Raw genomic sequence first — 24,890 nt, 5'->3', positions numbered from 1 at the left:
CAAGGGGGCGATGCCTGTTTGGGAAGCGTCAGGCGCAGGCAGCGTGCGCTTTGTTCACGCGTTGGCTGGAGGCGGGGTTATTGATCAATGCCTGGCCGACCCGCGTCGGCCGGGCCACCAGCTGGCCTGCGCAGTTCGGGCAGCGGCCCAGGAGGCGCGTGTCGGCACAGGGCCGGCAGAAGGTGCATTCGAAGGAGCAGATCAGCGCATCAGGGCTGTCGCCCGGCAGGTCGGTATCGCAGCACTCGCAGTTGGGGCGTAGTTCCAGCATGGGCGTGACTCCTGTTCGCAGGCGGGAACCCGGAGTCTGCTACGGGTGCAGCACTGCTGGCAATGCTCAGTCGCCAGGGCGGTACAGGTGGGCATGCCCGGCCCGGTACAAGGCCGACTCGGCGAATGGCGTATCCCCGAGCACATGGCCTACCAGGATCAGCGCCGTGCGGCGAAAGTCCTTTGCGGCAACGCGTTCGACAATATCGCCAAGGGTGCCGCGCACCCAGTCCTGGTCTGGCCAGGTGGCACGGTGGACCACCGCCACCGGGCAGTGCGCGCCATAGTGCGGCAGCAATTCTTCGACGATTCGCGAGAGGTGCTTGACCCCCAGGTGAATCGCCAGGGTGCTGCCATGGCGCGCCAGGTCGCTCAGTTGCTCGCCGGGCGGCATCGGCGAACTGTCGCCATAGCGGGTGAGGATTACCGTCTGCGCGACCTGCGGCAGGGTCAGCTCGCAGCCGAGCAGGGCAGCGCTGGCCGCCGTAGCGGTGACGCCAGGGATGATCTGGTAATCGATGCCAAGCGCCTGCAGGTGGCGGATCTGCTCACCGATGGCGCCGTACAGGCTGGGGTCTCCGCTGTGTACACGGGCCACGTCCTGGCCTTGTGCGTGCGCGCTGCGCATGGCAGCGATGATCTGTTCCAGGTGCAACTCGGCACTGTTGATCACGGTTTCGGCCTGGTGGCCTTCGAGCACGGCGGCCGGTACCAGTGAGCCGGCATAGATGATCACCGGGCACTGGCGGATCAGCCGTTGGCCCTTGACCGTGATCAGTTCCGGGTCGCCGGGGCCGGCACCGATGAAATACACCGTCATGGAAAGTCCTTGCAGGAGGGGGAGCGAAATGTTCAGCAGGCCAGGGCGAGGGTCGCCGGGCCCAATACCTGGCGCGCCAGCAGCAACCTTGCCGTGCCCAGTTGCTGGCTGGCCAGGGCCAGTGCTGTGCTCTCGGCCACACCCCAACAGCCGCTGCGGGCATGAGCTATGGCAGAGCGGTGGCTGAGCAGGGGCTCAAAGGCTTGCAGTTGGACGCTATGGTACAGCACCAGGGGCAACCCAAGGCGTTCAGCCAGTTGCAGCAAGCCGGCTTCGTCGGCTTTGAGGCTGATACTGGCAATGCCGCGCAGGTCGGCAAGCGCCAAGCCCTGGCGAGCCAGGGCTTGGTGCAGCAGGGTTTGCAGGGTATCCGCCGGGCAACCCCGGCGGCAGCCAAAGCCGGCGTAGAAAGCCGGCATCAGGCCTTGCTGGAGCGGCGGAACAGCCACGCACTGAGCAGACCCAAGGCTACCCAGAAGGCAGCGTTGGTCAGCCAGGAGGCCACTTTGAACTGGGTCTCCAGTGCTTCGGGGGCCAGGCTTTCATGTACTTCGGGCTGCGGAGCGCCGATCACATGGGGGATTACCAGCAGTACGGCGCCCAGTGCTTTCAGCACCCAGTGGCGGCCGAACACCAGCAAGGCAAGGCCAAGGGCAGTGGCGCTGGCCGTGCCGATCCACCATGCCTGGCGTTGCCCCAGGTCGGCGGCGGCAGTGCCGGGCAGCTCCGGCGGCAGCCCCAGCGTTGGCGCCAGGCAGAACACGGCGAAACCGGCCAGGCCCCACAGCACGCCGGTGCCGGCACCCTGCGGTGCGCGCAGGCTGTACAGGGCGGCGAGGATGAGGGCGAAGCCGACTGCGACTACCAGGTTGCCGCCGGTGGTGGACAGCACCCGCTGCCAGCCGTCTTCCGGCGACCAGGCTTCGGCGCTGTGTTCATGGGGGGCCACTTCGCCCCCATGTTCGTGCTGTGCGGCGGGGGCCGAGGATTCGTAGGTTTCCGCCTCAAGAATCAGAGGGGCGACCCAAAAACTTTGCAGCAGGGTCAGCAACAGGGCGGCAAGCAGCCCGCTGAAGCCCGCGGTACGGGCAATGCGCGTGATCATCAGGCGTACTCAGTGGCAGGGGAAGGCGGCGCTGTGGCGGGTGTCGTGGGCGGCGTTGTGCACGGCCTCGATGTGCGAGAAACCGGCGAAGTACACCAGGCACAGGCCCAGCAGGCTGGCGCCGACGGCGATGACGACGCGCTGGCTGAGGGTGACAGGTGTATCAAGGCTATGTTGCTTGGCGCTGGTGACGGGCATGACGCGTTCCTCTGCTTTTTGTGGCAACGGGCAAGCGCGGCAGCCCCGGACGTGATTGCCCAGGGGAATGCAACAGCGCCCGCCCACCGCGGGGTGTTTGTTCGTGAACGTCAGGCCGGTCTCCGGGCTTGCGAGGAAGAGCAGGGCTCCTTGAAAGCGTCACCTTCCCATGCCGGATACAAGGCACAGTGGTACAGACGCTTCACTCGCTTACCGTTGCGGGGGCAGCACCGGCATTGTCCGGCCCTGCTGGAGGGCCTGGATGCACCGGTTTCCCGTTTCACCCCCTGTGGGGGCACCTGAACGTGAGGCATAAGGAGAGCATGGGGCGGGCTTTGCGTCAATTGCCAAGTACCGAAGGCGCAACGCACACCTGTGGCTGCAACTGTCTTGTTCAAATTCTAAGAGTTTGCGCGATCCCTGTGGGAGCGGGCGTGCCCGCGAACACGGGCGAAGCCCGTGCCATGCACCCCACAGCCCGCTCCCAAAGAGGTCCCCGCTAAACCCAAAGGATGTTTTCAGAAGTCATAGGCCAGCTTGGTGTACCAATAGCCCCCGCCTGGGTGGAACGGCGGGTTACCGTACGCCGCCTGGTTGCCGTTGGCGTTGTACACGCCGTTTTTGTCAGGCCGCACATTGAAGATATTGGTGCCGCCCAGGCTCACGGTCAGGCTGTCGAACAGCAGGTACGACAGGTCCAGGTCGGTGATCCACTTGGCGCCGAAGGTGCGGTCCTGGGCCCGGTTTTGCTGCCAGGTCTCGACCTTGCCGTAGCGGGTGGTCTGCAAGGTGCCGGTGAAGTTGCCCAGCAACCATTGGCTGCCCAGTACCCATTTGGTTTTCGGCGAGGCTGCCACCAGGTCGCCTTCGCGGCCATGGCCCACCACGTCAATGCCGGCAGCCGCCAATGCTGCGGGCGTGCCACGGGTGCCGCGTACGGTGGTCTTGTTCCAGTTGAAGCCCAAGGTCCAGCGCACATCCCCCCAGGCTCCGAACTCGCTGGTGTGATCACCCACCAGGTCGAGGCCGCGGGTGCGGGTATCGAAGGCATTGGTGTAGTAGTTGATCCAGGTGGTGCGTGCCAGGCCCAGCGATTCGAGAATGTCGCCAATGGCACCGGCACCGTTCTGCCGGTCGTAGAGGTTTTCGGTCAACAGGATGCGGTCGTCGATGTCGATCAGGTAGGTGTCCAGAGTGACGCTGGTGCGGCGCGCCGGTTGCCAGGTCAGGCCAAGGCCGGCGTTGCGCGATTTCTCCGGGTCGAGCTTGTCGCCGCCGAATGCCAGCGCAGCGGCACTGCCGGGCGCCACCGTGCGGCGCAAGGCCGGCACCACATTGCCGTCGGCGTCCAGCGCGGTGCGGTTGTCGCTGACGGTGTAGCCGCTCTGGGTCAGAGACGGTGCGCGGAAACCGCTGCCCAAAGTGCCACGTACTGCCACGGTTTCGCTCAGTTCATAGCGTGAATTGAGCTTGAAGCTGGCGGTGTTGCCCGAGTCGTCGTCGTAGTGCTCGACGCGCGCGGCGGCGCCCAGGTACCAGCGCGGGGTCAGGTCCAGGCCGAGGTCGATGTAGGCGGCATAGTTGTTGCGCTTCACATCGGCCTCATCTTCCGGGCGGATGGTCAGCGCAGCCTGGGCGCCCACGGCGGTCTGGCCGTTGGCCAGGGCATAGAGCGGGTTGGGGCGCCCGTCGGCCAGGGTGGCCGGGTAGGTGTAGGGCCCGACGCTGTAGGCGATGGGGTCGCCGGCGAAGGTCTGGAAGCGCTCCCAGCGGTGCTCCAGGCCGGCCGAGACGCGGGTGGGTACCGCCACGCCGAACATGCCGTCGAAGGCGCGGGTGATGTCCAGGTTGTTTACCCACTGGTCGAACTGCAAGGTTGCCAGGTCATCGAACGAGGTTGGCGAGGCTGGGCCGTAGGTGGGGTTGATGGTCAGGTCGCTGGACTGCTGGTTCTTGTTGCGCCCGTAGGTGGTGGACAGGTCCCAGTCCCAGGCACCGGCGGCGCCTCGGGCACCGAGTAGCCACTGATAGTCGGTGTCCTTGATGTTGTTGAGCGGGAAGTATCCGTCGGGGAACAACTCCGGGATCGAGGCGTTACTGTTGGGCAGGCGGTAGTTGTTGAAGGCCTCGAGCTTGCGCTCGGCATAGGTGGCGAACGAATACAGCTTCAGGTCGTCGCTGATGGGTAGCTCGGCGTTGTAACCGAGGTTGAAGGCACGCAGGTCGGGGTCGCCGTTCTTCACCGCCCGGTGGTCCCAGGCGGCTTGGCGGTCGTCTTCGAAGTAGGCGCGGTAATCGGGAGCAGCCTTGTCGATCCAGTTGGCGGTGCCGCGCTTGCGTGCCTCGCCCGACAGGTGCAGGAAACCGCCGTCACCCAGGCTGAAACCTTGGTCGCCAGCCAGCTTGATGGTTTCGCCCTGGCCGCTGTACAACTGGCCGTAGCTGCTTTCGTAATGGCCGCCGCTGCTGGCGCTCTTGAGGATGATATTAATCACCCCGGCCACCGCATCCGAGCCGTACTGGGCGGCGGCGCTGTCTTTCAGGATTTCGATGTGTGATACCGCGCTGACCGGGATCATGTCGATATCAACGGCGTTGGCACCGCTGTTGTCGGTCGAGCCGCTGGCCGGCACGGCGCTGTTGTGGCGGCGCTTGCCATTGACCAGCACCAGGGTGTAGGCCGGGCCCAGGCTGCGGTTGCTCAGTGGCCGCACGCCAGACTGAAAGCCGGCGATGTTGGTGCCGAAGTTGAACGAGGGCAGCAGTTTGGAAATGGCCTCGGACAGCTCGGCGCGACCGGTGCGCAGCAGTTGCTCGCTGCTGATCACGTCGATTGGTGCCGGGCTGTCGGCGACGGTGCGCTGGTTGCCACGCAGGCCGGTGGAGATCACCGTGACGGTGTCCAGGCGTTGGTCTTCGGTGGTTGAAGCAGCATCGGCGAACGGGGTGAGCAGGCAGGCCAGGGGCAGGGCGAAAAGCGGTGTTCTAGACATCATGTCCTCGGAATACGGTGGAGCACGCAGGCGAATAGGCGCCAGGCCCCGATTGGGCTGGCGTGAGGGGTATGGGAAAGTGTTTTGCTGTGCCGGCCTCTTCGCGGGCTTGCCCGCTCCCACAGGTACGTCACAGGGCTTGATTGCAGTGATATCCCTGTGGGCGCTGGCGAGCCCGCGAAAAGACCCGTTCAGGCGACGGATTCAGGCCGTGCGCGCGGTGCGCCCAGCTTCTTGCTGTTGAACCAGCGCACGAATCCGCGGAATCAGGTCCTGCCCGTACTCCACAGCATCGCGCAGCTGGTCAAAGCCGCGGAACAGGAAGGTGGTCACCCCCAGTTCGTAATAGGCCAATGCGGCCTCGGCCACTTGGTCCGCAGTACCCACCAGCGAGGTGGAGTTACCTGCACCGCCACCTAGCGCCGCAATCTCGGTCCACAGCCGGGTGTCATGCACCTTGCGCTGGCTGGCCAGTTGCACCAGGCGTTCGGAGCCGGCGTTGCTCTTGCCGAAGTTTTTCTCGCGGCGGTTGCCCTGGCGGATGCCGATGCGTTCCTGGGCATCGGCCAGAATACGCTCGGCGCGGGCCCAGGCTTCGGCCTCGGTGCCGCCCAGGATCGGTCGCAACGACAGGCTGAAGCGGATGTGCTTCTCGCGCCCGTAGCGGGCGGCGGCCTTACGGACTTTGGCAATGCGCTCGCGTACCTGCTCCAGCGGTTCGCCCCACATCATGTAGACGTCAGCGTGCTTGGCGGCCACTTCGACTGCGGCGTCTGACGCGCCGGAAAAGTAGATTGGCAAATGCTGCACCGGTTTGACCAGTGTCAGGTTGTCTTCGATGCGGTAGTGAGTACCCTGGTGATCGAAGGGCTCCTGGCGGGTCCAGGTGTCACGCAGCACCTGCAGGTATTCGTCGGTGCGGGCATAGCGGGCATCCTTGTCGAGGAAGTCGCCATCGCGCTGCAGGTCGCCGCTGTCGCCGCCGGTGATGACGTTGATCGAGGCCCGGCCCCGGCTCAACTGGTCGAGGGTGGCGAACTGGCGGGCAGCGAAGGTTGGCGCCTGGAAGCCTGGGCGGTGTGCGACCAGCAGGCCGATCCGCTCGGTAAGCGCTGCCACGTAGCTGGCCAGGATCATCGAGTCTGGCGCACTGGTGTTGACCGCCAGCAAAGCCTTGTCGAAGCCGCCATATTCCTGGGCCTGGGAGAAGGCCTTGATAAAGTCGAGGTCGACCAGCGGGCCGCGCGGTGCCTGGGATTCGCTGCTTTCCTGCGGGCCGATGAGGCCGATGAATTCGAGGCTCATGAAACAAACTCCTTGTCTGGATGGGCTCAGGCAACCGCTGTCCGGTTGCGGCGCAGGGTGTTGCGGTTTTCTGGCACGCTGAGGCCGAAATTCTCGCGCAGGGTCGTACCGGTGTACTCACTGCGCACCAGGCCACGGCCTTGCAGCAGCGGCACCACGTGCTCGGTGAAGTACTGCAGGCCGTCCGGTAGCAACGAGTTGATGATGAAACCGTCGGCAGCACCGTTTTCGAACCAGTGCTGCAATGCATCGGCAACCTGCTCCGGGGTGCCGACGAAGTCTCTGCGCGGGCGCGAGAAGCGCAGTGCCAGTTCACGCAGGCTCAGCCCTTCATCACGGGCCAGTTGCTTGAGCTGGTCCGAGGTGCCCTTGTGGCTGTCGTTGCCCAGGGTGCCGAGATCGGGGAAGGGCGCATCCAGGTCATGCTGGCTGAAGTCGTAGTCGTTGAAAGGCCGGCCCAGGGCTACCAGGGCATCCTCGATGCTGACCAGGTCTACGGCCTGCTGGTAGCGTTGCTCGACCTCCTCGGAGTTGCGACCGACGATGGGGCGGATGCCGGGCAGGATGAACAGAGCGTTCGGCTCGCGACCATGGCGCACGGCACGCTGTTTGAGGTCCTGGTAATAGGCGTGGGCGTCGTCGAACGTTTCTGGGCTGACAAAGATGGCGTCAGCGTTCTGCGCAGCGAAGTTGCGACCGTCTTCGGACACCCCAGCCTGGAAGATCAGCGGCTGGCCCTGGGGCGAACGCTGGATGTTAAGGGGCCCCTTTACCTTGAAGTACTCACCCTGGTGGCCGAGGGTGTGCAGTTTGGCCGGGTCGAAGAATTGCCCGCTTTGCTTGTCGCGGGTAAATGCGTTGTCTTCCCACGAGTCCCACAGCCCCTTGACCACATTCACGTGCTCACGGGCAATGCGATAACGCACGGCATGCGGCGGGTGTTCAGCCTTGCCGAAGTTATCGGCAGTGCCGGAAAGCCAGGATGTCACCACGTTCCAGCCTGCGCGCCCGCCGCTGATCAGGTCCAGCGAGGCGAATTGGCGTGCTACCTGGAACGGCTCGGTGTAGCTGACCGTGACCGTGGCCACCAGCCCGATGTGGTCGGTTACCGCCGCCAGCGCCGAAAGAATGGTCAGCGGCTCGAAACGGTTGAGGTAGTGAGGGCTTGAGCGGGCGTGAATGTGCAGGCTGTCGGCGATGAAGGCGAAGTCGAACTTTGCCGCCTCGGCCAGCTTCGCCTGCTGTTTGTAGAAGCCGAAATTGACACTGGCATCGGCCAGCGCTTCAGGGTGGCGCCATTCGCCCCAGCCGTGACCGACGCCATGGATCATGGCGCCCAGGCGGATCTGTCGTTTGCTCATCGGAATACCTGTGGGTTGTGTTGCAAAAGGAATCGGGAAAGCCATGCCTCACCTGGCCCTGGGGGGTCGATGAAGCAGGGTTGTGGGAGAGAGAGGTGCATGCGCGCAAGGCTCCTGGCGTGGTCGAGGTGGACGGCCTCCGCCAGGAAATGGGGTCGGTCTGGAGTGACCTTAGCGGGTGTGGGGTGGGGTTGTGAAAGGCTTTGTGGTTCTATGCTAATTATGTTTTAAATGAATTTAGTGATGCATGCAGAATGCATAAAAATCATTTTATGTAATTTCCTGCGGTCTCGGGAGTGCCCGCGAAGCAGCCGCCACAGCCGCTTCACCTGACTTTGACCGCCAAGCCTACTGGTATGAGAGGTCAGCCATCCTCACGGACACGCCTGGCACTCTGGGGTGTAACGCGTGTGAAGTCATACGCCCGCGGAAAGAGTTCCAGGCCTCGAGAGCCCTCATGTAAAGGCTCTGGAAAAATCCCGGCGTAAGGCTCGGATAACAAGCCAAGCTGAGATTTCTTGGGGTTAAAGTCTTGGGTGATAAAAGCCCAGCCCAGGCCTTTCAGCGCCGAGACTTTAACGTTGTTGAGGTTTGAAAACTGCTGAGCAAAAGATGTTGCGCCTGGTTCAGGGTACTCACTCAAACAGGCAGCGAAGACGACTTCCTTATAATGTTTTACTTTGACGTTCTTCGCCTTTAGCCATTCATTGAATTCATTGGGGCTCAACGCTTTTCCGTCAATCTTGAGTGCGTTTTGTCTGCCGTGGGTGTATACGAATAATTTGGGTTTTGTGAAAAGTCTACTCGTTGACTTATAGATGCCGTAATCGCCTTCGAATGGAATTATTTTCTTAAGGCCAGTATGGAAATTGAACATCCTGCCTTGGACAGCGGTCGGGCCGGCCGGGGAGTGGCCATCAGGGTCAAACAGGTTAACCGGATCATTTCTCACGTAAGCGTAGGCATTGGTACCTCCGGCCCCGAAAGGACTCACGCTATCAGCGCTGTTGAATCTCATCAGTGTCGTTGAATACCAGCGGTAGCCGTGGCCCAGTGCGTACATGCCGCTTTGCCTTTCGAGGCGCTCTCCATTGAACCCGACCGGCTGTCCAGCAGGCAACTTCATGAGCCCGAATGCGTTGTGTATCAAGGGATGTCGAACTTGGGGGCTAATCATCGCAAGGGGTGTGAACATACTATTTGTCGCGAGTATCTGTACGCTGCCAAGAGGATGGAGCTTAACGGCTTGAGTATGCCCGCCTCGCCCGAAAAGCCGAGTTGTATTGTCTTCACATGCTAGTGTGTTCAGTGAGTTGGCTTGGTAAAAAAGTCTCATGCTCTACACCTCCTTCGTACTGTCCTGAAACCTTGAAGGGGAGCGAGCAAACCGGCAACTGGCAAAATTGCCAGTTGCCGCAGTTAGACGACGGCTACCGCCTCACGCCGACCTGGTATTGATTCAATTAACTCGCGTGTGTAACTGCTGTCGGGTCGCTCGAACACCTGCGCCACTGTCCCGCGCTCTACCACCTGCCCCTGGCGCAGCACCAGCACGTGGTCAGCCATGCTCGCTACCACCGCGAGATCATGCGACACCAGCACATAAGCCATGCCCAGCTCCCGTTGCAGTTCATCCAGCAGTGCCAGAATCTGGGCCTGCACCGACACATCCAGTGCACTGACCGGCTCGTCGAGCAGCAACAGTTCTGGCTGCAGCGCCAGCGCCCGGGCGATGGCCACTCGCTGGCGTTGGCCGCCAGACAGTTCGCGAGGCAGGCGGTCCAGATAGCTGAGCGGCAGGTGCACGCGCTCGATCAGTTCGCGTGCGCGCTGCTCCAACGCTGCACCTTTGAGAAGGCCAAACGACACCAGCGGCTCGACGATGCTGTCGAATACCGTGAAACGCGGGTCGAGGGCGGCAAACGGGTTTTGCTGCACCAGCTGCATGCGGCGGCGCAAGGGGCGGAACTGGCGCCAGCTGTGGCCAGTGACATCCTCTTGGTCGAAAAGCACACGGCCTTGGCTGGGCGCTTCCAGGCCCAGGGCAATGCGCAGTGCGGTGCTTTTGCCCGAACCGGATTCACCGACGATGGCCAGCGTTTGCCCCGGGTGAACCTGTAGGTCCAGGCCCTGTAACGCGACAAAGCGGTTGTCCTGGCCCTTCACTTTGGGCAACTCGAACGTTTTGCCAACACCCTGCAGGCTGAGGATCGGCTTTGCGTCCGGCGCCAGTTGCCGGGGCTGGCGACGGGCGCTGAATGCCGGCGCGGCATTGAGCAGGGCGCGGGTGTAGGGGTGCTGCGGTGCCTGCACGATCTGCGCAGGTGCGCCTTGTTCCACCAGTTCGCCCTGTTTCATCACCAGCAGGCGGTCGGCGCGGTCGGTCGCCATGCCCAGGTCGTGGGTAATGATCAGCAACGAGATGCCGCGCTCGGCCACCAGCCGCTGCAAGTGATCGAGGATCTTGCGTTGCACGGTCACATCCAGCGCGCTGGTGGGTTCGTCGGCGATGATCAGGCGCGGGTTGCCGGCCAGCGCGATGGCGATCAGCACCCGCTGGCGCATGCCGCCAGACAGTTCGTGCGGGTACTGGCGGGCGCGCAGGGCTGGGTTGTCCAGCCCAACCTGGGCAAGCAATTCCAGCACATCGGCATCGACGCTGCGTGAACGGCCGCTTTGGGCCAACACCAGTGCCTCACCGATCTGCTGGCCGATGCGCAGGGTGGGGTTGAGGCTGACCATGGGGTCTTGCGGCACCAGGCCGACGGTACGCCCACGCAGCTGGCGCATCTGGCGTTCGCTGGCGCGCGCCACATCCAACCCGTCTACCCACAGCTGGCCGCTGTCGACGCGTGCCGTGCCCGGTAGCAGGCCAAGCAGGGCATTGGCCAAGGTCGACTTGCCCGAGCCTGATTCGCCGACAATGGCCACGGTTTCGCCTTGGGCCAGGCTGAAGGCAAGGTGTTTGACGGCTTGCGTGGTATGGCCGGAGGTGTGATAGCTGATGCTGAGGTCGCGTACCACAAGCAATGGTTGATTGGTCATCGTGCGTGCTCCTCGAAGGTGCGGGCAAGGTGGTTGAGGCTGAACACCACGGCGACCACGAACAGGCCGGGCAGCAGCGACACCCAAGGTGCCGTGATCAGAAAGTGCCTGCCGTTGGCAATCAAGGTGCCCCATTCCGCCGCTGGTGGTGCTGCGCCAAAACCGAGAAAACTCAGGCCGGCAGTGGCCAGGATGGCGGCGCCGAAGTCCAGCGTGGCCAGCACGGCCACCGGCCCCCAGGCATTGGGCAACACATGCCGCAGCAAGGTGCGCCGCCAGCTGGCGCCACCCAGGCGTGCGGCTTCGACATAGGGCAGGGTCTTGACCCGCAGCACTTCGCCACGGGTGGTACGGGCGAAGCCTGGGATGATGCCGATGCCGACGGCGATCGCCACTGGCACCGTGCCAAAACCGATGGCGGTGACAATGGCCAGAGCCAGCAGCAGGCCGGGGAGGGCCAGCAGCACATCGACCAGGCGCATGAGGGTGGCATCCACACGCCCGCCGGCAAACCCGGCGAGTACCCCCAGGCTCAAGCCGCCTGTCAGGGCAATGCCAACTGCCAGCAATGCGGCTTGCACCGACAGGCTGGCGCCATATACCACGCGGGTATACAGGTCGCGGCCGAGTTCGTCGGTGCCGAACCAGTGGGCGGCGCCCGGTGCCCGTAGCTTGTCGGCGGGCGCGGTAGCGTAAGGGTCGAAGCTGGTCAGCCAGTGCGGCGCCAGTGCCGCCAGCAGGGCGAACAGCACCACCAGCAGCGCCAGGCTGAAGCCCGGGCGCGCCAACAAAGGCGCGAGTGCCTGGCCCAGGCGCTGCAGGTGTGAGCGGCGCTTCCAGGTGGCTGGCGGGACGGCGGCGCGCAGGGGATGAGTCTCGGCGGTCATGGTCAGGTCACCTTAGTGGCGTGGGTGATACGGGGGTCAAGGTACGGGTAGAGCAGGTCGACGATCAGGTTCACCAACACGAAAGCTGCCGCCGACACCGCGACAATCGCCAGCACCACCGGGATGTCCTGACGCAGCACCGCTTCCTGGGCCAACCGGCCGACGCCATTACGCGAGAAGATGGTCTCGACCAGTACCGCCCCGGACACCGTGTTGCCCACCTGTAAACCGATCAGCGTAAGAATCGGCAGGGCCGCATTGCGCAGGCCGTGCCGCGCCTGCACCTGTGCACGGCTCAGGCCCTTGGCGAACGCGGTGGCGATATAGGGCTCCTGCCATACGCTCTGGAAGCCACGCTGTAACACCTGTGCGTACACCGCAGCACTGGGGATGGCCAATGTCACCGCCGGCAGAACCAGGCTCGCAAAACCCTGGCTGCCGGTGGCCGGAAACCAGCCCAGGCCGAAGGCGAACACCTGGATCAGCAGCAGCCCCATCCAGAACACCGGTACCGAAAAGCCCAGTGACGGCAAGCGCGACAGGGCAACTTTCAGCGGTTGCCATTGCAGGTAGGCGGTGAGGTAGGCCAGGCCGATGCCGCCAAGCAACGACAGCACGATGGCCAGGCCGGCCAAGGCCAGGGTTTGTGGCAGGCGCTCGGCCAGCAGTGCAGTCACCGGCCGGTTCAGTGACAACGACTGGCCCAGGTCGCCGTGCACGGCCCGCCACAGCAGGTCGAAGTACTGCTCGAAAATGCCCTTGTCCAGCCCGTAGTAAGCGCGTGCCTTGGCCAGGTCTTCGGGTGACAGGCCATCGGCTTCCATGCCCGATGCACTGAGCATGATCGCCAGCGTGTCACCGGGTAGCAGGTAGAGGATGAAGTAGGTGATGGTATAGGCGCCCCATAGCACCAGCAGCGCCTGACCGATGCGGCCAATCAGGTAGCGGTTCATGGCTGCGCGACCTGGATGTCACTGAGGAAGGCAAAGCCTTCGGCTGTCCAGCGGAAGTCCTTGACCCGAGGTGCGGTGGCAGCTTGCCACACGCGCTCATATAGCGGGAACACCGAGGCTTCGTCTACCAGCAGGTCTTGCAGCTGGCCATAGGCCTGGGCGCGTTGTTCGTCGTGGGTGGCGGTAATGCCGTTGTCGAACAAGGTCTGCGCCTTGGCCAGGGTGTGCGGCTCGTACGTATTGGTGGCCAAGGTGGCACTGCTGGCGGCGCGCGGGTCGAGGATGGTTTGCAGGATGATCGGATCGGCGCGAGTCATGTAGGTAGAGGTGAGGTCGTAGTTGCCCGAGGCGTTGCCGGCCACCCATTCGGCACGGGTCAGCACGTTCAGCTTCAGGTCGATGCCGACCTTGCGCAGTTGGTCCTGCACCAGCACATCACCGGCGCTTTCGGCAGGGGTGAGGTTGTAGCGCAGTGTCAGGCGTTTGCCGTCCTTGTGCCGGTAGCCGTCATCGCCCTTGCTCCAGCCTGCACCGTCCAGCAGGCGCTCTGCGGCCTGTGGGTCGTAGGCCAGCTTGTCGGCCTGGGGCTTGAAGTACGGTGTGGTCACGTCATACACCCCGGTTACCACCGGGAAGTCGGCGCTGTAGACGGTGTGCGCATAGCTGGTGCGGTCGATGGCTTTCTGCAGGGCCAGGCGCACCTGGCGGTCGCCAAGCAGCCGGTCGTTGCGGGTGTTGGGGTAGAGGTTGAGCGCAGGGCCTGGCAACGAACGGCTCTGGATGCTCGCGCCCTTTGCCTGGAACAGCTTCAGGTCGACTTCGGAGAACGGGTTGCGCGGCCAGAGAATGTCGGCCTTGCCCTGCAGGAACAGACCGTTGCGCACGCTTTCTTCGGGAATGTAGCTGATTTCCACGCTGTCCAGGTGGGCGGCCCCGGGGTTCTTGACGTTGGCCGAGGCCCAGGCATAGTCCGCGCGCTTGACCAGGCGTGCGCCGACTTCCGGGGTGTAGTGTTCGAGGATGAACGGGCCGGTGCCGATGATTTTGCCAAGCGAGCGCTCCTGGGCACTAAGCGCATAAGAGGCCGGGGCGAGGATGGCCAGGTTGGTGGTGGACGTGGCCTGCAGGAAGCCTGCGTTGGGCTTCGACAACACCAGGCGCACGGTGAACGGGTCGACCACTTCAGCATGGTCGAAGCCGGCCAGGTAGGTTGCGCCGAACGTGGCGGGCAGCTGAGCAGCGAAGGCCTTGTTGCTGTCGAACGCGGTTTTCACGGCCTGGGCGTCGAAGCGCTCGCCGTTGCTGAAGGAGACGTCCTGACGCAGGTGGAAGGTGTAGCTGAGGGCGTCGTCGCTGACCTCCCAGCTGCTTGCCAGCCAAGGGATGATACGGCCGGTGGCCGGGTCCTGGTCGGTGAGCGATTCAGCGACGTTGCGCAGCAATACGCGATGCTCCAGCCAGTAGACCTGGAACGGGTCGACACTGACCAGCGTGGTGTTGTCGCCCCAGAAGGCGATGTTCAGGGTTTTGCTGGCGCTTTCCTCGCCGGAGGGGGAGCAGGCGGCTAGGGCCAGGGCCAGGCTGGCGCCGGCCAGCAGGTTTCTGGCCAGGTGGAATGGGGGCATTGGGTGTTCCTTCCGTAATAGTGATTTTGCCTGTGCTGGCCTCTTCGCGGGCACGCCCGCTCCCACAAGTACTGCGTAGTTTTCAAAACTTGCGGGTTACCTGTGGGAGCGGGCGTGCCCGCGAAGAGGCCAGTGCAGGCAGCGGCTAGTTGCCAGTCAGTTCTGGTAATCCAGCCCCTCCCGGTCCAGCTGACGGATCAGCGCATCCCAGTGCCGCTGAATACCTTCCCCCAATCCATCAGAAAACCGCTTGGACTGCTCATGCACCTTGGCAATTGCCGCCGGCGCAGCATGCAGCAACTGGTCATTGCCCCCGGCCTGCGCCGCCACCTGGATGTTGCAGGCACGCTCAAGCCCGTGAAGCTCACGGAAGGCATGCTCCACACTGACACCCCCGGTCAGCAGGCCATGGTTGCGCAAGATAAGGATATTGCTGTCACCCAGGTTGGCCACAAGCCGCTGCTGCTCGTCCAGGTCCAGGGCGACGCCTTCGTAGTCGTGGTACGCCACCCGGCTGTAGTACGCCAGGGCGTGTTGTGAGATCGGCAGCAGGCCGTCGCGCTGGGCCGACACTGCCGCGCCATCGCGGGTATGGGTGTGCAGCACGGCCTTGAGGTCGTGCCTGGCGCGGTGGATTGCGCTGTGAATCACATAGCCCGCCTGGTTGATGCCCAGGCCCAGCGGGTCGTCGATGATGGTGCCGTCCACGTCCACCTTGACCAGGTTGGACGCGGTGATTTCGTCGAACAGCAGGCCGAAGGCATTGATCAGGAAGTGCTCGTCAGGCCCCGGTACGCGCGCCGAAAAATGCGTGTAGATGTGGTCGGTCCAGCGCAACAGTGCGGCCAGGCGGTAGGCTGCGGCCAGTTTGACCCGCACCTCCCACTCTTCGGCGCTGACCCGTTGGCGCACGGTGTTTTCCTGGGCGGTGACGACAGACAGTGCAGTCATGGTGTTCTCCAATAGGTGTGGGTTCAGTAGCCGCGCTGGGTGTCGACCAGGTTGAGCAGCGGTGCCTGTTCGCGATAACGGGAAAAGTTGTCGAGGAATGCCTCCAGCAGCGCGGGGTAGCCGTCCTCGGAAATAGCCGAAGTGTGCGGCGACAGGAATACCCGTGGGTGGTGGTACAGCGGGTGGCCTGCCGGCAACGGTTCGGGCTCGGTGACATCGAGGCTGGCGCGGCCGATCAGCCCGTTGTTCAGGGCTTCGAGCAGTGCGCCCTGGTCCAGCAGCCCGCCACGGGCGATGTTGATCAGGTGCAACCCAGGCTTTGCCTGGGCCAGTATCTGGCGGTCGATCAGGCCACGGGTGGCGGGGGTGAGCGGGGCGGCGATGACCAGGTGATCGCTGCCGGCAAACAGCTGTTGCAAGTTGTCGACGCGCTTCACGCCCGGCACCTCGGCAATGGGCTGGCCTGGGCGGTTCAGCGCCAGTACCGGCATGCCCAGGGCGGTTGCCTTGCGTGCCAGGCTCTGGCCGATGCTGCCGAAACCGAAGATGCCCAAGGTGCGGCCACGCACCGGGGCCAGCGGGGTCAGGCGCCAGTCGGCGTCCTTGACCCACAGGCCCGGCAGTTGTTTGGCCGCAGCAAACACCAGGGCCAGGGCGAATTCGGCCACCTGCTCGGCATTGGCGCCGCGGCCACTGGTGACCGGCGGGCCCTGAAACACCCAGTCGGGGTAGAAGTCGATGCCCGAAGAAACCACCTGCACCCAGCGCAACGTCCACGGCCAGCCGGCTGGAGGGTTGTCTACACGGTTACCGCGCACATTGATCGGGCGCACGATGAACACATCAGCGGGTACGTCCAGCTGCAACTGGCCCGGGGCGATATCGATCACCTCGTGGTCGGGCAATTGATCGCGCAGGTATTGGTTGGCAGGTGCGTCCAGCTGGCTGGCGATGATCGAATGGCTCATGCCGCCACCTCCGCCAGTGCAGTGCGGCCGACATGGCCGAGCACCACGTCGTCCTGAGGGGTGTGGATGCGGCTGCACAGCACATCACGGTAGTGCCGCTCCAGCGGGTTGCGCCGCGACAGGCCAGGGTTGCCGGCAGCCTCGATGGCCAGTTCTACGGCCTGGATGGCGTTGCGGCTTACCAGGTGCTTGAGCTGCCCGGCATGGCGGGGATCGACCTGCCCGGTCACGGCCGCGTTCAGCAGGCTCTGGTTGGCGAACAGCAACGTGTCGATGCGGCCGACCACGTCCTGAAAACGCGGCAGGCTGGCCAGCGGTGCACCCAGGTTGGATGGCGCCCGCTGGTTCAGAAACTGCACCAGCCAGTCGCGCGCGGCCTGGGCCACACCGTCGTAAAGCGCTGGCAGCAACACAGCCATCCACAGCAGGCCGGTGCTGTCGAGCTCGGGGCGCGGTGCGCTGGCCGGGCTGACGCTGACGGCATGATCGAGCGGGATCAGCACCTCGTCGAATTGCACCTCATGGCTGCAGGTGGCGCGCATGCCGAGGTGATCCCAGTCTTCGACGATGTGGATGCCCGGGGTGTCCTTGTGCACCAGGAAGCCGCCCACCAGTGGGTCCTGGTCGTCGCTGCGGGCCCATACCAGGTACCAGGTCAGGCCATGGCTGCCGGTGGAGTAGATCTTGCGCCCGGACAACCGCCAACCTTCGGCAGTGCGCCGGGCGAGGGTGGCCGGCAGGCCGCCACGGGCGGGGGTGCCCAGTTCCGGTTCGACGCGAAACGCGTTGATCAGCGCGCCGTCGGCCACTGCGGTGCGGGCCACCTGCAGGCGCAGGTGCTCGGGCCAGCGGTCTTCGTCCTGCAGGCGGAAGTGCTGCAGGTATTGCATCACCAGGATCAGGGCGGTAGACGGGCAGCCTTTGCCGACAGCGGCGATTACCTGGCGCGCACTGGCCAGGTCGGCACCGCCGCCGCCCAAGGTGCGAGGCACGGTGAAACCTAGCAGGCCGTGGCGGTGCAACAGGCTGAAATTGTCGGCGGGGAACTGGCCGCTGCGGTCGTAGCGTTCGGCGTTGGCGGCCAAGGCCTGGGTAAGCTCGGCAAGCGCGCTGGCGGAAGGGGGGTGACTCATGGGTATTCATCCCTGGAACACGGTGGGTTTCTAAGACCGTATTCGTATGGATGATTGCTGTAAAAGTCTTTTTGGTTATATGCTAATTATTAATTGTGAGTATTACATTTATATTTATTTATGCGTACCAGTTATTTTGTCGCGATCGAATTACTAGGGCTGCTACGCAGCCCGATCGCGACGCAAGGCCGCTCCCACAGGGGATTGCGATTTCAGCTCACCCGCAGAGTTGCTGCCCGGCCACCCGGCCGAACAGCTCAACCGGATCCTGCAGGTTGCCCAGGTAGCGTGGGTGGAACAGCCACAAATCCACCTGCGGCTTGAAGTCCGTCACATTGACCACGTCCAGCGCATCGCGGTGACGGCTGTTCTGCAACAAGGGCTCGGGCACCAGCCCAAGCCCCTGCCCACTGGCCACCAGCCCCAGCTGCAGCTCGGTGCCAAAGGTCTCCAGGTTGATCGACAGCCTTAGCCCCTGTTCGCTCAACGCGCGCTGCAGCCCGGCGCGAAAGCCGCAACCATCGGGGTTGAGCACCCAGCCACGGGTGTAGCAGTCCTTGAGCTTGAGGCTGCGCTTGCCGGTACTGCCCTTGGCCGCCACCACCCGCAGCGGCATGCGCGCGATAGACTGGCTGGCGATGCCCTCGGGGAAGATCTTGCCGGGCGGGAACAGCGCCGCAGCGGCATCCAGCTCGCCGTTTTCCATGCGTGCGATCAGGCTGCTGCCCCAGCCACTGGTAACCTGGGTGCGCAGGTCGGGGTAGGTTTCACGAATTTGTGCCAAGGCATCGAGCAGCACCACATCGCCAAGGGTTTGCGGCACGCCCAGGCGCAGGGTGCCGGACGGTGCGCCGTCGTTGGCCACCAGTTCACGCAGCGAGTCGATCTCCCGCAAGATCGCCTTGCACTGCTCGTACACCCGCAGGCCCATGGGGGTCGGCTTCAGGGGCTTGGTGTTGCGGTCGAGCAGGGTGGCGCCCAGGTCTTCCTCGAAGTTCTGCACCCGGCGGGTGATGGCCGGCTGGGTCAGTTGCAAAGCCTCGGCGGCGAGGTTGGTCGACTGGCAACGGATGACGGCCACGAAGGCGTCCATGTCATCGATTTTCATATACGGCGCTCACATAGTGGGGCGGTGGGACATACCAGGGGAGAATAATCCCCAATGGCCGGATTGTCACAGCACCTGTGCACCTTAAGCGCTCTCGCGGTTAACCAACTCACACGCCAACAGGTTCAGCCGCTGCACCTCACCCTCACAGGCCACCACACCCAGGTGCTGTAGCACACGCAATGCAGCCAGTTCACCGATTTCCCGCGAGGGCGGGCGCAGGGTGGTCAGGCTGGGCAGCAGCATGTCGGCAAAGGGGTAGTCGCCAAAGCCGACGATCGCCATGTCTTCGGGCAGGCGCAAACCCGCGCGCTGGCCTGCCAGCAGGGCGCCGGCAGCCAGGTTGTCATTGGCGAAAATGATCGCCTCGGGCCTTGGGTTACGGCGGATCAACGCTTCCATGGCCTGCTTGCCGGCCTCGAACGGTGCGCAGTCAGCCGAGGGCACGAACACCCAAGGCTCCAGCCCGGCTTCATGCAGTGCCTCGACATAGCCATCGCGCCGCTCCAGCGCACTCAGGTCGCCGGCCGCGCTGTTTTGTACAAAAGCGATTCGCCGGTGGCCCTTCTCCAGCAAATAGCGGCAGGCTTGTGCGCCTACCTGGTGATGAAGGAAGCCCACCTGCAGGGGCGCCCGTTCAGGGCGGTAGTCCCAGATTTCCACCACGGGCACGTCTGCGTCTGCCAGCATCTTTTCTGTGGCAGGGCTGTGGAAATGGCTGGTCACCACCAACGCTGCCGGCGACCAGCCGAGAAAGGCCCGCACCGCGCTTTCTTCCTGCGCTTCGCTGAAGTAGCTGGAGGCCAGCAACAACTGGTAGCCATGGCGGCTGAGGGTGTCGCTGAACGCCTGGATAGTCTGGGCGAAAATCGGCCCGGAGATGTTCGGGATCACCATGCCGACTATGCGCCCACGGGCCGAGGCCAGCCCCCCGGCCACCAGGTTGGGCACATAGCCCAACGCCTGCACGGCGGCTTCGATACGCGCGCGCAATGGCGGCGAAACCTGGTCTGGCTGGTTGAAGTAGCGCGAGACGCTGATGGCTGAAACCTCAGCAGCCCGTGCCACTTCGGCGAGGGTGACACGGCCTGCGCCGCGACGCTTGCGGGGGGGATCCTTGGCCTGGCTCACCGGGCTGCCTCCTGGGGAAATGGCGCGATGGTAGCGCTAACGTCAAGGCGCTTGGCAAATAGCTTTATTGCATATAAGACTGACTTTTAAGTATTTGACGTGCTAAGCGAACCCCTCTGATACTTGCTCATGTTAGCGCTAACAAGCGCAGCTGTTGGCAAGCGCCTGCCACTCGCACGAGCGAGACCAGACAACCACAGCAATTCCGTGTTGGCCCCGCCAAAAGGGGCCTGGTCTGGTTTCCCGAGGCAGTGAGCACCATGCAGAAAAGCCGTACACCTTTCCCCGCTACGCAACGTCGGCCGCTGGCCGCAGCCATCCTGCTGGCCGCTTTTGGCCAAGCTGCCCAGGCAGCCGAGCCGGCCGAAGCAGGGGCTGCGCAAGCCACTGCATTGGGCGCGGTTACCGTGACGGCCACGCGCCGCGAAGCCACGCTGCAGGAAGTGCCGGTGGCAGTGTCGGTGATCGATGGCGAACAACTGGAGCGTGACAACCGCAACAACGTTGCCAGCATCGTCCAGCAGGTGCCGACGCTCAATTACCGTGCCGGCGCCTCGAACAAGGACACCTCGCTGTTCATCCGTGGCGTGGGCACCATTTCTACCTCACCCGGCGTCGAGCCAACCGTGGCGACAGTGGTCGATGGCGTGGTGTTCGGCCGCCCGGGCCAATCGACCCTCGACCTGCTCGACCTTGAGCGTATCGAGGTGCTGCGCGGCCCGCAGGGGACCTTGTTCGGCAAGAACGCCTCGGCGGGCGTCCTCAATGTGGTCAGCAAGACCATACCCGAGCAGACCCAAGGCTACGTGGACTATTCGCACTTTGGCGGTGGTGACGAGAACCGCCTGCGCTTTGGTATTGGCGGGCGCCTGAGCGAGCAGTTCAAGGGTTCGCTGAGCACCCTGTGGGGCGACTACGATGGCAACGTCGAAAACGTTGCCAATGGCCACGACGTCAATGGCTACGAACGCAAAGGCGCCCGCGGCAAGCTGGAGTTCGAGCCCGACGAAGACGTGCGCCTGACCCTGATCGCCGACTACATGAAGGGCGAAGACACCTTGCCCAGCGGCGTGATCACCAGCGCCAGTGCTGCATTCGCCAGCCAACTGCGCCCGGTGACGCCAAGCGCGCACAACCGTGATATCAACAGCGACTTCAAGACCCATGTCGAGGACGAGAACCAGGGGCTTTCAGCGCAACTGGACTGGCAGCTGGGCGACTACACCCTGACCTCGATCAGCGCCTGGCGTGGCTGGGACAACACCCAGTACCAAGACGGCGACCGCCGTGCCTTGCTGCCGGTGACGGCGTCCCATGACAAGGGCACGGTGGACTATGACCAGTACAGCCAGGAGTTTCGCCTGACGTCGCCCAAAGGGCAGTTCAACGAATATGTGCTTGGCGCCTTTTACATGCATGGCACGTCCAACGAAACCTACCAGCGGCTTTCGGTCAATGGCGGTGTGGCCAACAGTGGCCGTGCCGACTATTCCACCACCAACGACAGCGTGGCGTTGTTCGGTGAGAACACCTTCAACTTCACGGATGATTTGCGGGCCATTTTCGGCCTGCGCTGGACCCACGACGACCTGGAGTACGATCATCGTCGCACCTCCACCTCGGCCACCGCAGTGACCGGTATCCAGCCTTCGACCGCAAGTTCCGGCTCGGTGGACGAGGACGGCTGGAGCGGGCGCACCGGCATGCAATACGACTTCAATGACAACCTGACCGGCTACGTCACCTACTCGCGCGGCTACAAAGGGCCGGCCTACAACGTGTTCTTCAACATGCAGCCGCGCGACACCGGGGCACTCAAGCCGGAAACTTCGGATGCCTACGAAATTGGTTTGAAAAGCACGGCGCTGGACAACCGCCTGACCGCCAACCTGGCGGTATTCCACACCGACTACGACAACTACCAGGCCAACTTCTTCGACACCGTGGCCAACCAGGTGGTGACCCGCCTGGTCAACGCCGGCAAGGTCAAGACCCAGGGTGTCGAGCTGGATGCCAGCTTCCAGGCCACCTCGCGGCTGAAGCTGTCGACAGCCGTGGCCTACACCAAGGCCCGTGTCGATCACTTCAACTGCCCGGCGGGTGCGGCGGCCAACTGCAATATCGATGGCGGCCGCCTGCCGTTCACGCCGGACTGGAAGACCTACCTGCGGGCGGATTACGTGATCCCGCTGGACAATGGCCTGGATGTGGAACTGAGCAGCGATTACAGCTGGCAGGACGCCGTACAGTTCAGCCTCGACCAGAACCCGGACACCGTGCAGGGCGCATATGGCATCTGGAACGCCAGCATCGCCTTGGCCGACTACAACGACGGCTGGCGCGTCGCCCTGCTGGGCAAGAACCTGGGCGACAAATCGTATGCGCAGATGCTGGCCAGTGGCGGCGACTACATCTACCGCTCGGTACCGCGCGATGACGGGCGTTACTTCGGCGTGCAGTTGCGCAAGGATTTCTGACGCGGCGCCGCTTTTTGGACTGGGAGCGGGCGCGCCCGCGAAACAGGCAACGCAGTGGATGGCACCGGCTTTGCCGGTGTTCGCGGGCTCGCCCGCTCCCACAGAGATTGTGCGAGCTTGAAGATTTTGAATAAGACAGTTGCTCCCACAGGGATCGCGGTCTTTTCAGACAAGGAGAACAACATGCCCCGCCAAATGAACCTGGGCGCCTTCCTCATGGCCACCGGTCACCACGTGGCCGCCTGGCGCCACCCGGACGTACCGGCCGACCCACTGGATTTCGCCACCTACAAGCGCACCGCGCAAATTGCTGAAGCGGCGTGCTTCGATGCCTTGTTCGTCGCCGACAGCGTTGCTGCGCCCAGCGACCCGTTGGCCAGCCACAGTGCCCGCTCGGTGTACTTCGAGCCACTGACCCTGTTGTCGGCGCTGAGCGCGATCACCGAACGCATCGGCCTGATCGCCACCGCCACCACCAGTTACAACGAGCCGTACCATGTGGCACGCAAGTTCGCCTCGCTGGATCACTTGTCTGCAGGGCGCGCCGGCTGGAACCTGGTCACCTCCGACGCTGCCGCTGAGGCTGGCAACTTCGGCCGCGAGGCCCACATCCCGCATGCCGAGCGCTATGCCCGCGCCCGCGAATTCCAGCAGGTGGTAGAGGGGCTGTGGGACAGCTGGGCCGATGACGCGTTCGTGCGCGACAAGGCCAGCGGCCTGTTCCATCACCCGCAGGCTGTGCGTGCGCTCGGTCATGTGGGCGAGCACTTTCGCGTCAAAGGCCCGCTCAACGTCGCCCGGTCCCCACAGGGCCGACCGGTGCTGGTGCAGGCCGGCTCGTCGGAAGCCGGCCGCGAGCTGGCCGCCCAAAGCGCCGAAGTGGTGTTCACCGCTCAGCCGAGTCTGGCCCGCGCACAGGCGTTTTACGCCGACCTCAAGGGCCGCCTGGCCCGCCATGGGCGGGATGACCAATCGCTGAAGATCATGCCCGGTGTGTTCGTGGTGGTGGGGCAGAGCCAGGCACAGGCCGAAGACAAGTACGAACAGTTTCAGGCGCTGGTTGACCCGCGGGTCGGTGTCGGCTTGCTCGGGCGCATGCTCGGCAACTTCGACCTGTCTGGCTACCCGCTGGACGGTCCGCTGCCAGAGCTGCCGCCCACCGAGGATGGCCAGCGCAGCCGCCAGCAACTGCTGACGGAGCTTGCCGGCAACGAACAGCTGACCCTGGCCCAGCTTGGCCGGCGCATCGCCGGTGGGCGAGGGCACTACAGCCTGGTCGGCACCCCAGCGCAGATCGCCGATGAGCTGCAAGCCTGGTTCGAAGGCGGCGCCGCCGATGGTTTCAACGTGCTGGTGCCGCACCTGCCCCTGGGCCTGGAAGACTTCGCACTGCACGTAGTGCCCGAGTTGCAGCGCCGCGGCTTGTTCCGACGTCAGTACACGGGCCACACCCTGCGTGAGCACCTGGGCCTGCAGCGCCCAGCCAATCCTTACTTTGCCGAACGAGGCCAACCATGAGCTACACCGCCAACCCCGAGCGCTATGCGCGCATGCCTTACCGTCGTGTCGGTCGCAGCGGCCTGGTGCTGCCGGCCCTGTCCCTGGGCCTGTGGCACAACTTTGGCGATGCCACACCGATCAGCACCCAGCGGGCTCTGCTGCACACGGCGTTTGATGCCGGTATCAACCATTTCGACCTGGCCAACAACTACGGCCCGCCCTACGGCAGTGCCGAGACCAACTTCGGGCGGCTGCTGCGCGAGGACCTGCGCAGCTACCGCGACGAGCTGATCATTTCCAGCAAGGCCGGCTGGGACATGTGGCCGGGGCCGTACGGGCAGGGCGGCAGTTCGCGCAAATACCTGATCTCCAGCCTTGACCAGAGCCTGGCGCGGCTGGGCCTGGATTACGTCGACATCTTCTATTCGCACCGCTTCGATGCCGACACCCCGCTGGAAGAAACGGCCATCGCACTGGCCGATATCGTGCGCCAGGGCAAGGCGCTGTACATTGGCATCTCGTCGTACTCGGCCGGAAAGACCGCTGAAATTGCGGGGTTGCTTGCAGAGCTGAAGGTACCGCTATTGATCCACCAGCCCTCGTACAACCTGTTCAACCGCTGGATCGAACAGGACCTGCTCGACACCACCGATACCTTGGGTGCCGGGGTCATTGTGTTCACTGCGCTGGCCCAAGGCTTGCTCAGCGACAAGTACCTGAATGGCATCCCGGCCGACGCCCGGGTGAACCGCGCGGGTGGCGGCTCGCTGCTACCCCAGCATTTGTCGGACGCCAACATCGCCCGAGCACGCGCCCTGAATGAAATTGCCCGTCAGCGTGGCCAGAGCCTGGCCCAACTGGCCCTGGCGTGGACACTGCGCGACCCGCGGGTGAGCTCTGCGCTGATCGGGGCCAGCCGGCCCGAGCAGATCACAGAAAACGTGGCCGCGCTCGACAACCTGGCATTCAGCGCCGAAGAACTGGCCGCCATCGACCAGTACGCCGTGGAAGGCGGGATCAACTTGTGGGAAAAACCCTCGACCGACTGGAAGGAGTGACC

21 protein-coding genes and 1 riboswitch are annotated in these 24,890 nt (G+C 64.0%); of the genes, 3 read left to right on the top strand and 18 right to left on the bottom strand.

Annotated features, from left to right (window positions below):
- Window positions 1-28: 28 nt before the first annotated feature.
- From P0Y58_17240 to P0Y58_17155, 18 genes are all read right to left on the bottom strand, one after another.
- Window positions 29-271 (bottom strand): DUF1272 domain-containing protein, encoded by a 243-nt coding sequence (locus P0Y58_17240; GenBank protein WEK28653.1) that lies wholly within the window; start codon window positions 269-271, stop codon window positions 29-31.
- Between the two features lie 66 nt (window positions 272-337).
- Window positions 338-1,090, bottom strand: coding sequence for a precorrin-4 C(11)-methyltransferase (cobM, locus tag P0Y58_17235; GenBank protein WEK28652.1), 753 nt, complete (start codon window positions 1,088-1,090; stop codon window positions 338-340).
- Window positions 1,091-1,122: 32 nt separating this feature from the next.
- Window positions 1,123-1,509 carry a cobalamin biosynthesis protein gene (locus P0Y58_17230; protein ID WEK28651.1) on the bottom strand — a complete coding sequence of 129 codons (387 nt, stop codon included), beginning with the start codon at window positions 1,507-1,509 and terminating at the stop codon, window positions 1,123-1,125.
- Window positions 1,509-2,195 (bottom strand): CbtA family protein, encoded by a 687-nt coding sequence (locus P0Y58_17225; protein WEK28650.1) that lies wholly within the window; start codon window positions 2,193-2,195, stop codon window positions 1,509-1,511. Before P0Y58_17225 ends, P0Y58_17230 begins: the two co-directional genes overlap by 1 nt.
- Window positions 2,196-2,204: 9 nt before the next feature.
- Complete coding sequence (locus tag P0Y58_17220) at window positions 2,205-2,393, bottom strand: CbtB-domain containing protein (GenBank protein WEK28649.1); 189 nt, start codon at window positions 2,391-2,393, stop codon at window positions 2,205-2,207.
- 95 nt (window positions 2,394-2,488) lie between these two features.
- A riboswitch (cobalamin riboswitch) is annotated at window positions 2,489-2,711 on the bottom strand.
- Between the two features lie 200 nt (window positions 2,712-2,911).
- Window positions 2,912-5,386: a TonB-dependent receptor gene (locus tag P0Y58_17215; GenBank protein ID WEK28648.1), complete on the bottom strand. Its 2,475-nt coding sequence runs from the start codon at window positions 5,384-5,386 to the stop codon at window positions 2,912-2,914.
- A gap of 204 nt (window positions 5,387-5,590) precedes the next feature.
- Entirely contained in the window at window positions 5,591-6,691 is a 1,101-nt protein-coding gene (locus tag P0Y58_17210) for an LLM class flavin-dependent oxidoreductase (protein WEK28647.1), read from the bottom strand.
- Window positions 6,692-6,717: 26 nt separating this feature from the next.
- A complete protein-coding gene (locus tag P0Y58_17205; GenBank protein WEK28646.1) occupies window positions 6,718-8,052 on the bottom strand; it encodes an LLM class flavin-dependent oxidoreductase in 1,335 nt (444 codons plus the stop codon).
- Between the two features lie 364 nt (window positions 8,053-8,416).
- Window positions 8,417-9,178, bottom strand: coding sequence for an RHS repeat-associated core domain-containing protein (locus P0Y58_17200; protein ID WEK28645.1), 762 nt, complete (start codon window positions 9,176-9,178; stop codon window positions 8,417-8,419).
- A 293-nt stretch (window positions 9,179-9,471) separates the two neighbouring features.
- Window positions 9,472-11,097, bottom strand: a complete 1,626-nt coding sequence (locus P0Y58_17195) for an ABC transporter ATP-binding protein (GenBank protein WEK28644.1) — start codon at window positions 11,095-11,097, stop codon at window positions 9,472-9,474.
- Window positions 11,094-11,984, bottom strand: coding sequence for an ABC transporter permease (locus P0Y58_17190; protein WEK28643.1), 891 nt, complete (start codon window positions 11,982-11,984; stop codon window positions 11,094-11,096). The genes P0Y58_17195 and P0Y58_17190 overlap by 4 nt, the downstream gene beginning before the upstream one ends.
- A 2-nt stretch (window positions 11,985-11,986) precedes the next feature.
- Window positions 11,987-12,937, bottom strand: a complete 951-nt coding sequence (locus tag P0Y58_17185) for an ABC transporter permease (protein ID WEK28642.1) — start codon at window positions 12,935-12,937, stop codon at window positions 11,987-11,989.
- Entirely contained in the window at window positions 12,934-14,562 is a 1,629-nt protein-coding gene (locus P0Y58_17180) for an ABC transporter substrate-binding protein (protein ID WEK28641.1), read from the bottom strand. Before P0Y58_17180 ends, P0Y58_17185 begins: the two co-directional genes overlap by 4 nt.
- A gap of 156 nt (window positions 14,563-14,718) precedes the next feature.
- Complete coding sequence (locus P0Y58_17175) at window positions 14,719-15,513, bottom strand: class II aldolase/adducin family protein (protein WEK28640.1); 795 nt, start codon at window positions 15,511-15,513, stop codon at window positions 14,719-14,721.
- Between the two features lie 23 nt (window positions 15,514-15,536).
- Complete coding sequence (locus P0Y58_17170) at window positions 15,537-16,481, bottom strand: D-isomer specific 2-hydroxyacid dehydrogenase family protein (protein WEK28639.1); 945 nt, start codon at window positions 16,479-16,481, stop codon at window positions 15,537-15,539.
- A complete protein-coding gene (locus P0Y58_17165; GenBank protein ID WEK28638.1) occupies window positions 16,478-17,614 on the bottom strand; it encodes an acyl-CoA/acyl-ACP dehydrogenase in 1,137 nt (378 codons plus the stop codon). The genes P0Y58_17170 and P0Y58_17165 overlap by 4 nt, the downstream gene beginning before the upstream one ends.
- Before the next feature lie 217 nt (window positions 17,615-17,831).
- A complete protein-coding gene (locus P0Y58_17160; GenBank protein WEK28637.1) occupies window positions 17,832-18,722 on the bottom strand; it encodes a LysR family transcriptional regulator in 891 nt (296 codons plus the stop codon).
- An 84-nt stretch (window positions 18,723-18,806) separates the two neighbouring features.
- Entirely contained in the window at window positions 18,807-19,853 is a 1,047-nt protein-coding gene (locus P0Y58_17155; GenBank protein ID WEK28636.1) for a LacI family DNA-binding transcriptional regulator, read from the bottom strand.
- Between the two features lie 260 nt (window positions 19,854-20,113).
- Between P0Y58_17155 and P0Y58_17150 the strand changes: the two genes are divergently transcribed.
- The 3 genes from P0Y58_17150 to mgrA all read left to right on the top strand — a co-directional run bounded on the left by P0Y58_17150 (window position 20,114) and on the right by mgrA (window position 24,888).
- The gene (locus P0Y58_17150; GenBank protein WEK28635.1) at window positions 20,114-22,330 is read left to right on the top strand and encodes a TonB-dependent receptor; all 2,217 of its coding nucleotides are present in this window, start codon (window positions 20,114-20,116) and stop codon (window positions 22,328-22,330) included.
- Window positions 22,331-22,513: 183 nt separating this feature from the next.
- The gene (locus tag P0Y58_17145) at window positions 22,514-23,848 is read left to right on the top strand and encodes an LLM class flavin-dependent oxidoreductase (protein WEK28634.1); all 1,335 of its coding nucleotides are present in this window, start codon (window positions 22,514-22,516) and stop codon (window positions 23,846-23,848) included.
- A complete protein-coding gene (gene mgrA, locus P0Y58_17140; GenBank protein WEK28633.1) occupies window positions 23,845-24,888 on the top strand; it encodes an L-glyceraldehyde 3-phosphate reductase in 1,044 nt (347 codons plus the stop codon). Before P0Y58_17145 ends, mgrA begins: the two co-directional genes overlap by 4 nt.
- Window positions 24,889-24,890: the final 2 nt, after the last annotated feature.

The organism is Candidatus Pseudomonas phytovorans (genome assembly GCA_029202525.1).
Lineage (GTDB): Bacteria > Pseudomonadota > Gammaproteobacteria > Pseudomonadales > Pseudomonadaceae > Aquipseudomonas > Aquipseudomonas phytovorans.
This window is presented reverse-complemented; position numbering and strand designations above follow the sequence as displayed.

What these genes read in the sequence shown, in the direction of transcription:
- P0Y58_17240 (WEK28653.1), bottom strand. Translation starts at nt 271, where the DNA reads ATGCTGGAACTACGCCCCAACTGCGAGTGCTGCGATACCGACCTGCCG.
- P0Y58_17145 (WEK28634.1), top strand. Translation starts at nt 22,514, where the DNA reads ATGCCCCGCCAAATGAACCTGGGCGCCTTCCTCATGGCCACCGGTCAC.
- P0Y58_17180 (WEK28641.1), bottom strand. Translation starts at nt 14,562, where the DNA reads ATGCCCCCATTCCACCTGGCCAGAAACCTGCTGGCCGGCGCCAGCCTG.
- mgrA (WEK28633.1), top strand. Translation starts at nt 23,845, where the DNA reads ATGAGCTACACCGCCAACCCCGAGCGCTATGCGCGCATGCCTTACCGT.
- P0Y58_17160 (WEK28637.1), bottom strand. Translation starts at nt 18,722, where the DNA reads ATGAAAATCGATGACATGGACGCCTTCGTGGCCGTCATCCGTTGCCAG.
- P0Y58_17150 (WEK28635.1), top strand. Translation starts at nt 20,114, where the DNA reads ATGCAGAAAAGCCGTACACCTTTCCCCGCTACGCAACGTCGGCCGCTG.
- P0Y58_17165 (WEK28638.1), bottom strand. Translation starts at nt 17,614, where the DNA reads ATGAGTCACCCCCCTTCCGCCAGCGCGCTTGCCGAGCTTACCCAGGCC.
- P0Y58_17200 (WEK28645.1), bottom strand. Translation starts at nt 9,178, where the DNA reads ATGAAGTTGCCTGCTGGACAGCCGGTCGGGTTCAATGGAGAGCGCCTC.
- P0Y58_17170 (WEK28639.1), bottom strand. Translation starts at nt 16,481, where the DNA reads ATGAGCCATTCGATCATCGCCAGCCAGCTGGACGCACCTGCCAACCAA.
- P0Y58_17190 (WEK28643.1), bottom strand. Translation starts at nt 11,984, where the DNA reads ATGACCGCCGAGACTCATCCCCTGCGCGCCGCCGTCCCGCCAGCCACC.
- P0Y58_17205 (WEK28646.1), bottom strand. Translation starts at nt 8,052, where the DNA reads ATGAGCAAACGACAGATCCGCCTGGGCGCCATGATCCATGGCGTCGGT.
- P0Y58_17210 (WEK28647.1), bottom strand. Translation starts at nt 6,691, where the DNA reads ATGAGCCTCGAATTCATCGGCCTCATCGGCCCGCAGGAAAGCAGCGAA.
- P0Y58_17175 (WEK28640.1), bottom strand. Translation starts at nt 15,513, where the DNA reads ATGACTGCACTGTCTGTCGTCACCGCCCAGGAAAACACCGTGCGCCAA.
- P0Y58_17215 (WEK28648.1), bottom strand. Translation starts at nt 5,386, where the DNA reads ATGTCTAGAACACCGCTTTTCGCCCTGCCCCTGGCCTGCCTGCTCACC.
- P0Y58_17230 (WEK28651.1), bottom strand. Translation starts at nt 1,509, where the DNA reads ATGCCGGCTTTCTACGCCGGCTTTGGCTGCCGCCGGGGTTGCCCGGCG.
- P0Y58_17195 (WEK28644.1), bottom strand. Translation starts at nt 11,097, where the DNA reads ATGACCAATCAACCATTGCTTGTGGTACGCGACCTCAGCATCAGCTAT.
- P0Y58_17225 (WEK28650.1), bottom strand. Translation starts at nt 2,195, where the DNA reads ATGATCACGCGCATTGCCCGTACCGCGGGCTTCAGCGGGCTGCTTGCC.
- cobM (WEK28652.1), bottom strand. Translation starts at nt 1,090, where the DNA reads ATGACGGTGTATTTCATCGGTGCCGGCCCCGGCGACCCGGAACTGATC.
- P0Y58_17220 (WEK28649.1), bottom strand. Translation starts at nt 2,393, where the DNA reads ATGCCCGTCACCAGCGCCAAGCAACATAGCCTTGATACACCTGTCACC.
- P0Y58_17185 (WEK28642.1), bottom strand. Translation starts at nt 12,937, where the DNA reads ATGAACCGCTACCTGATTGGCCGCATCGGTCAGGCGCTGCTGGTGCTA.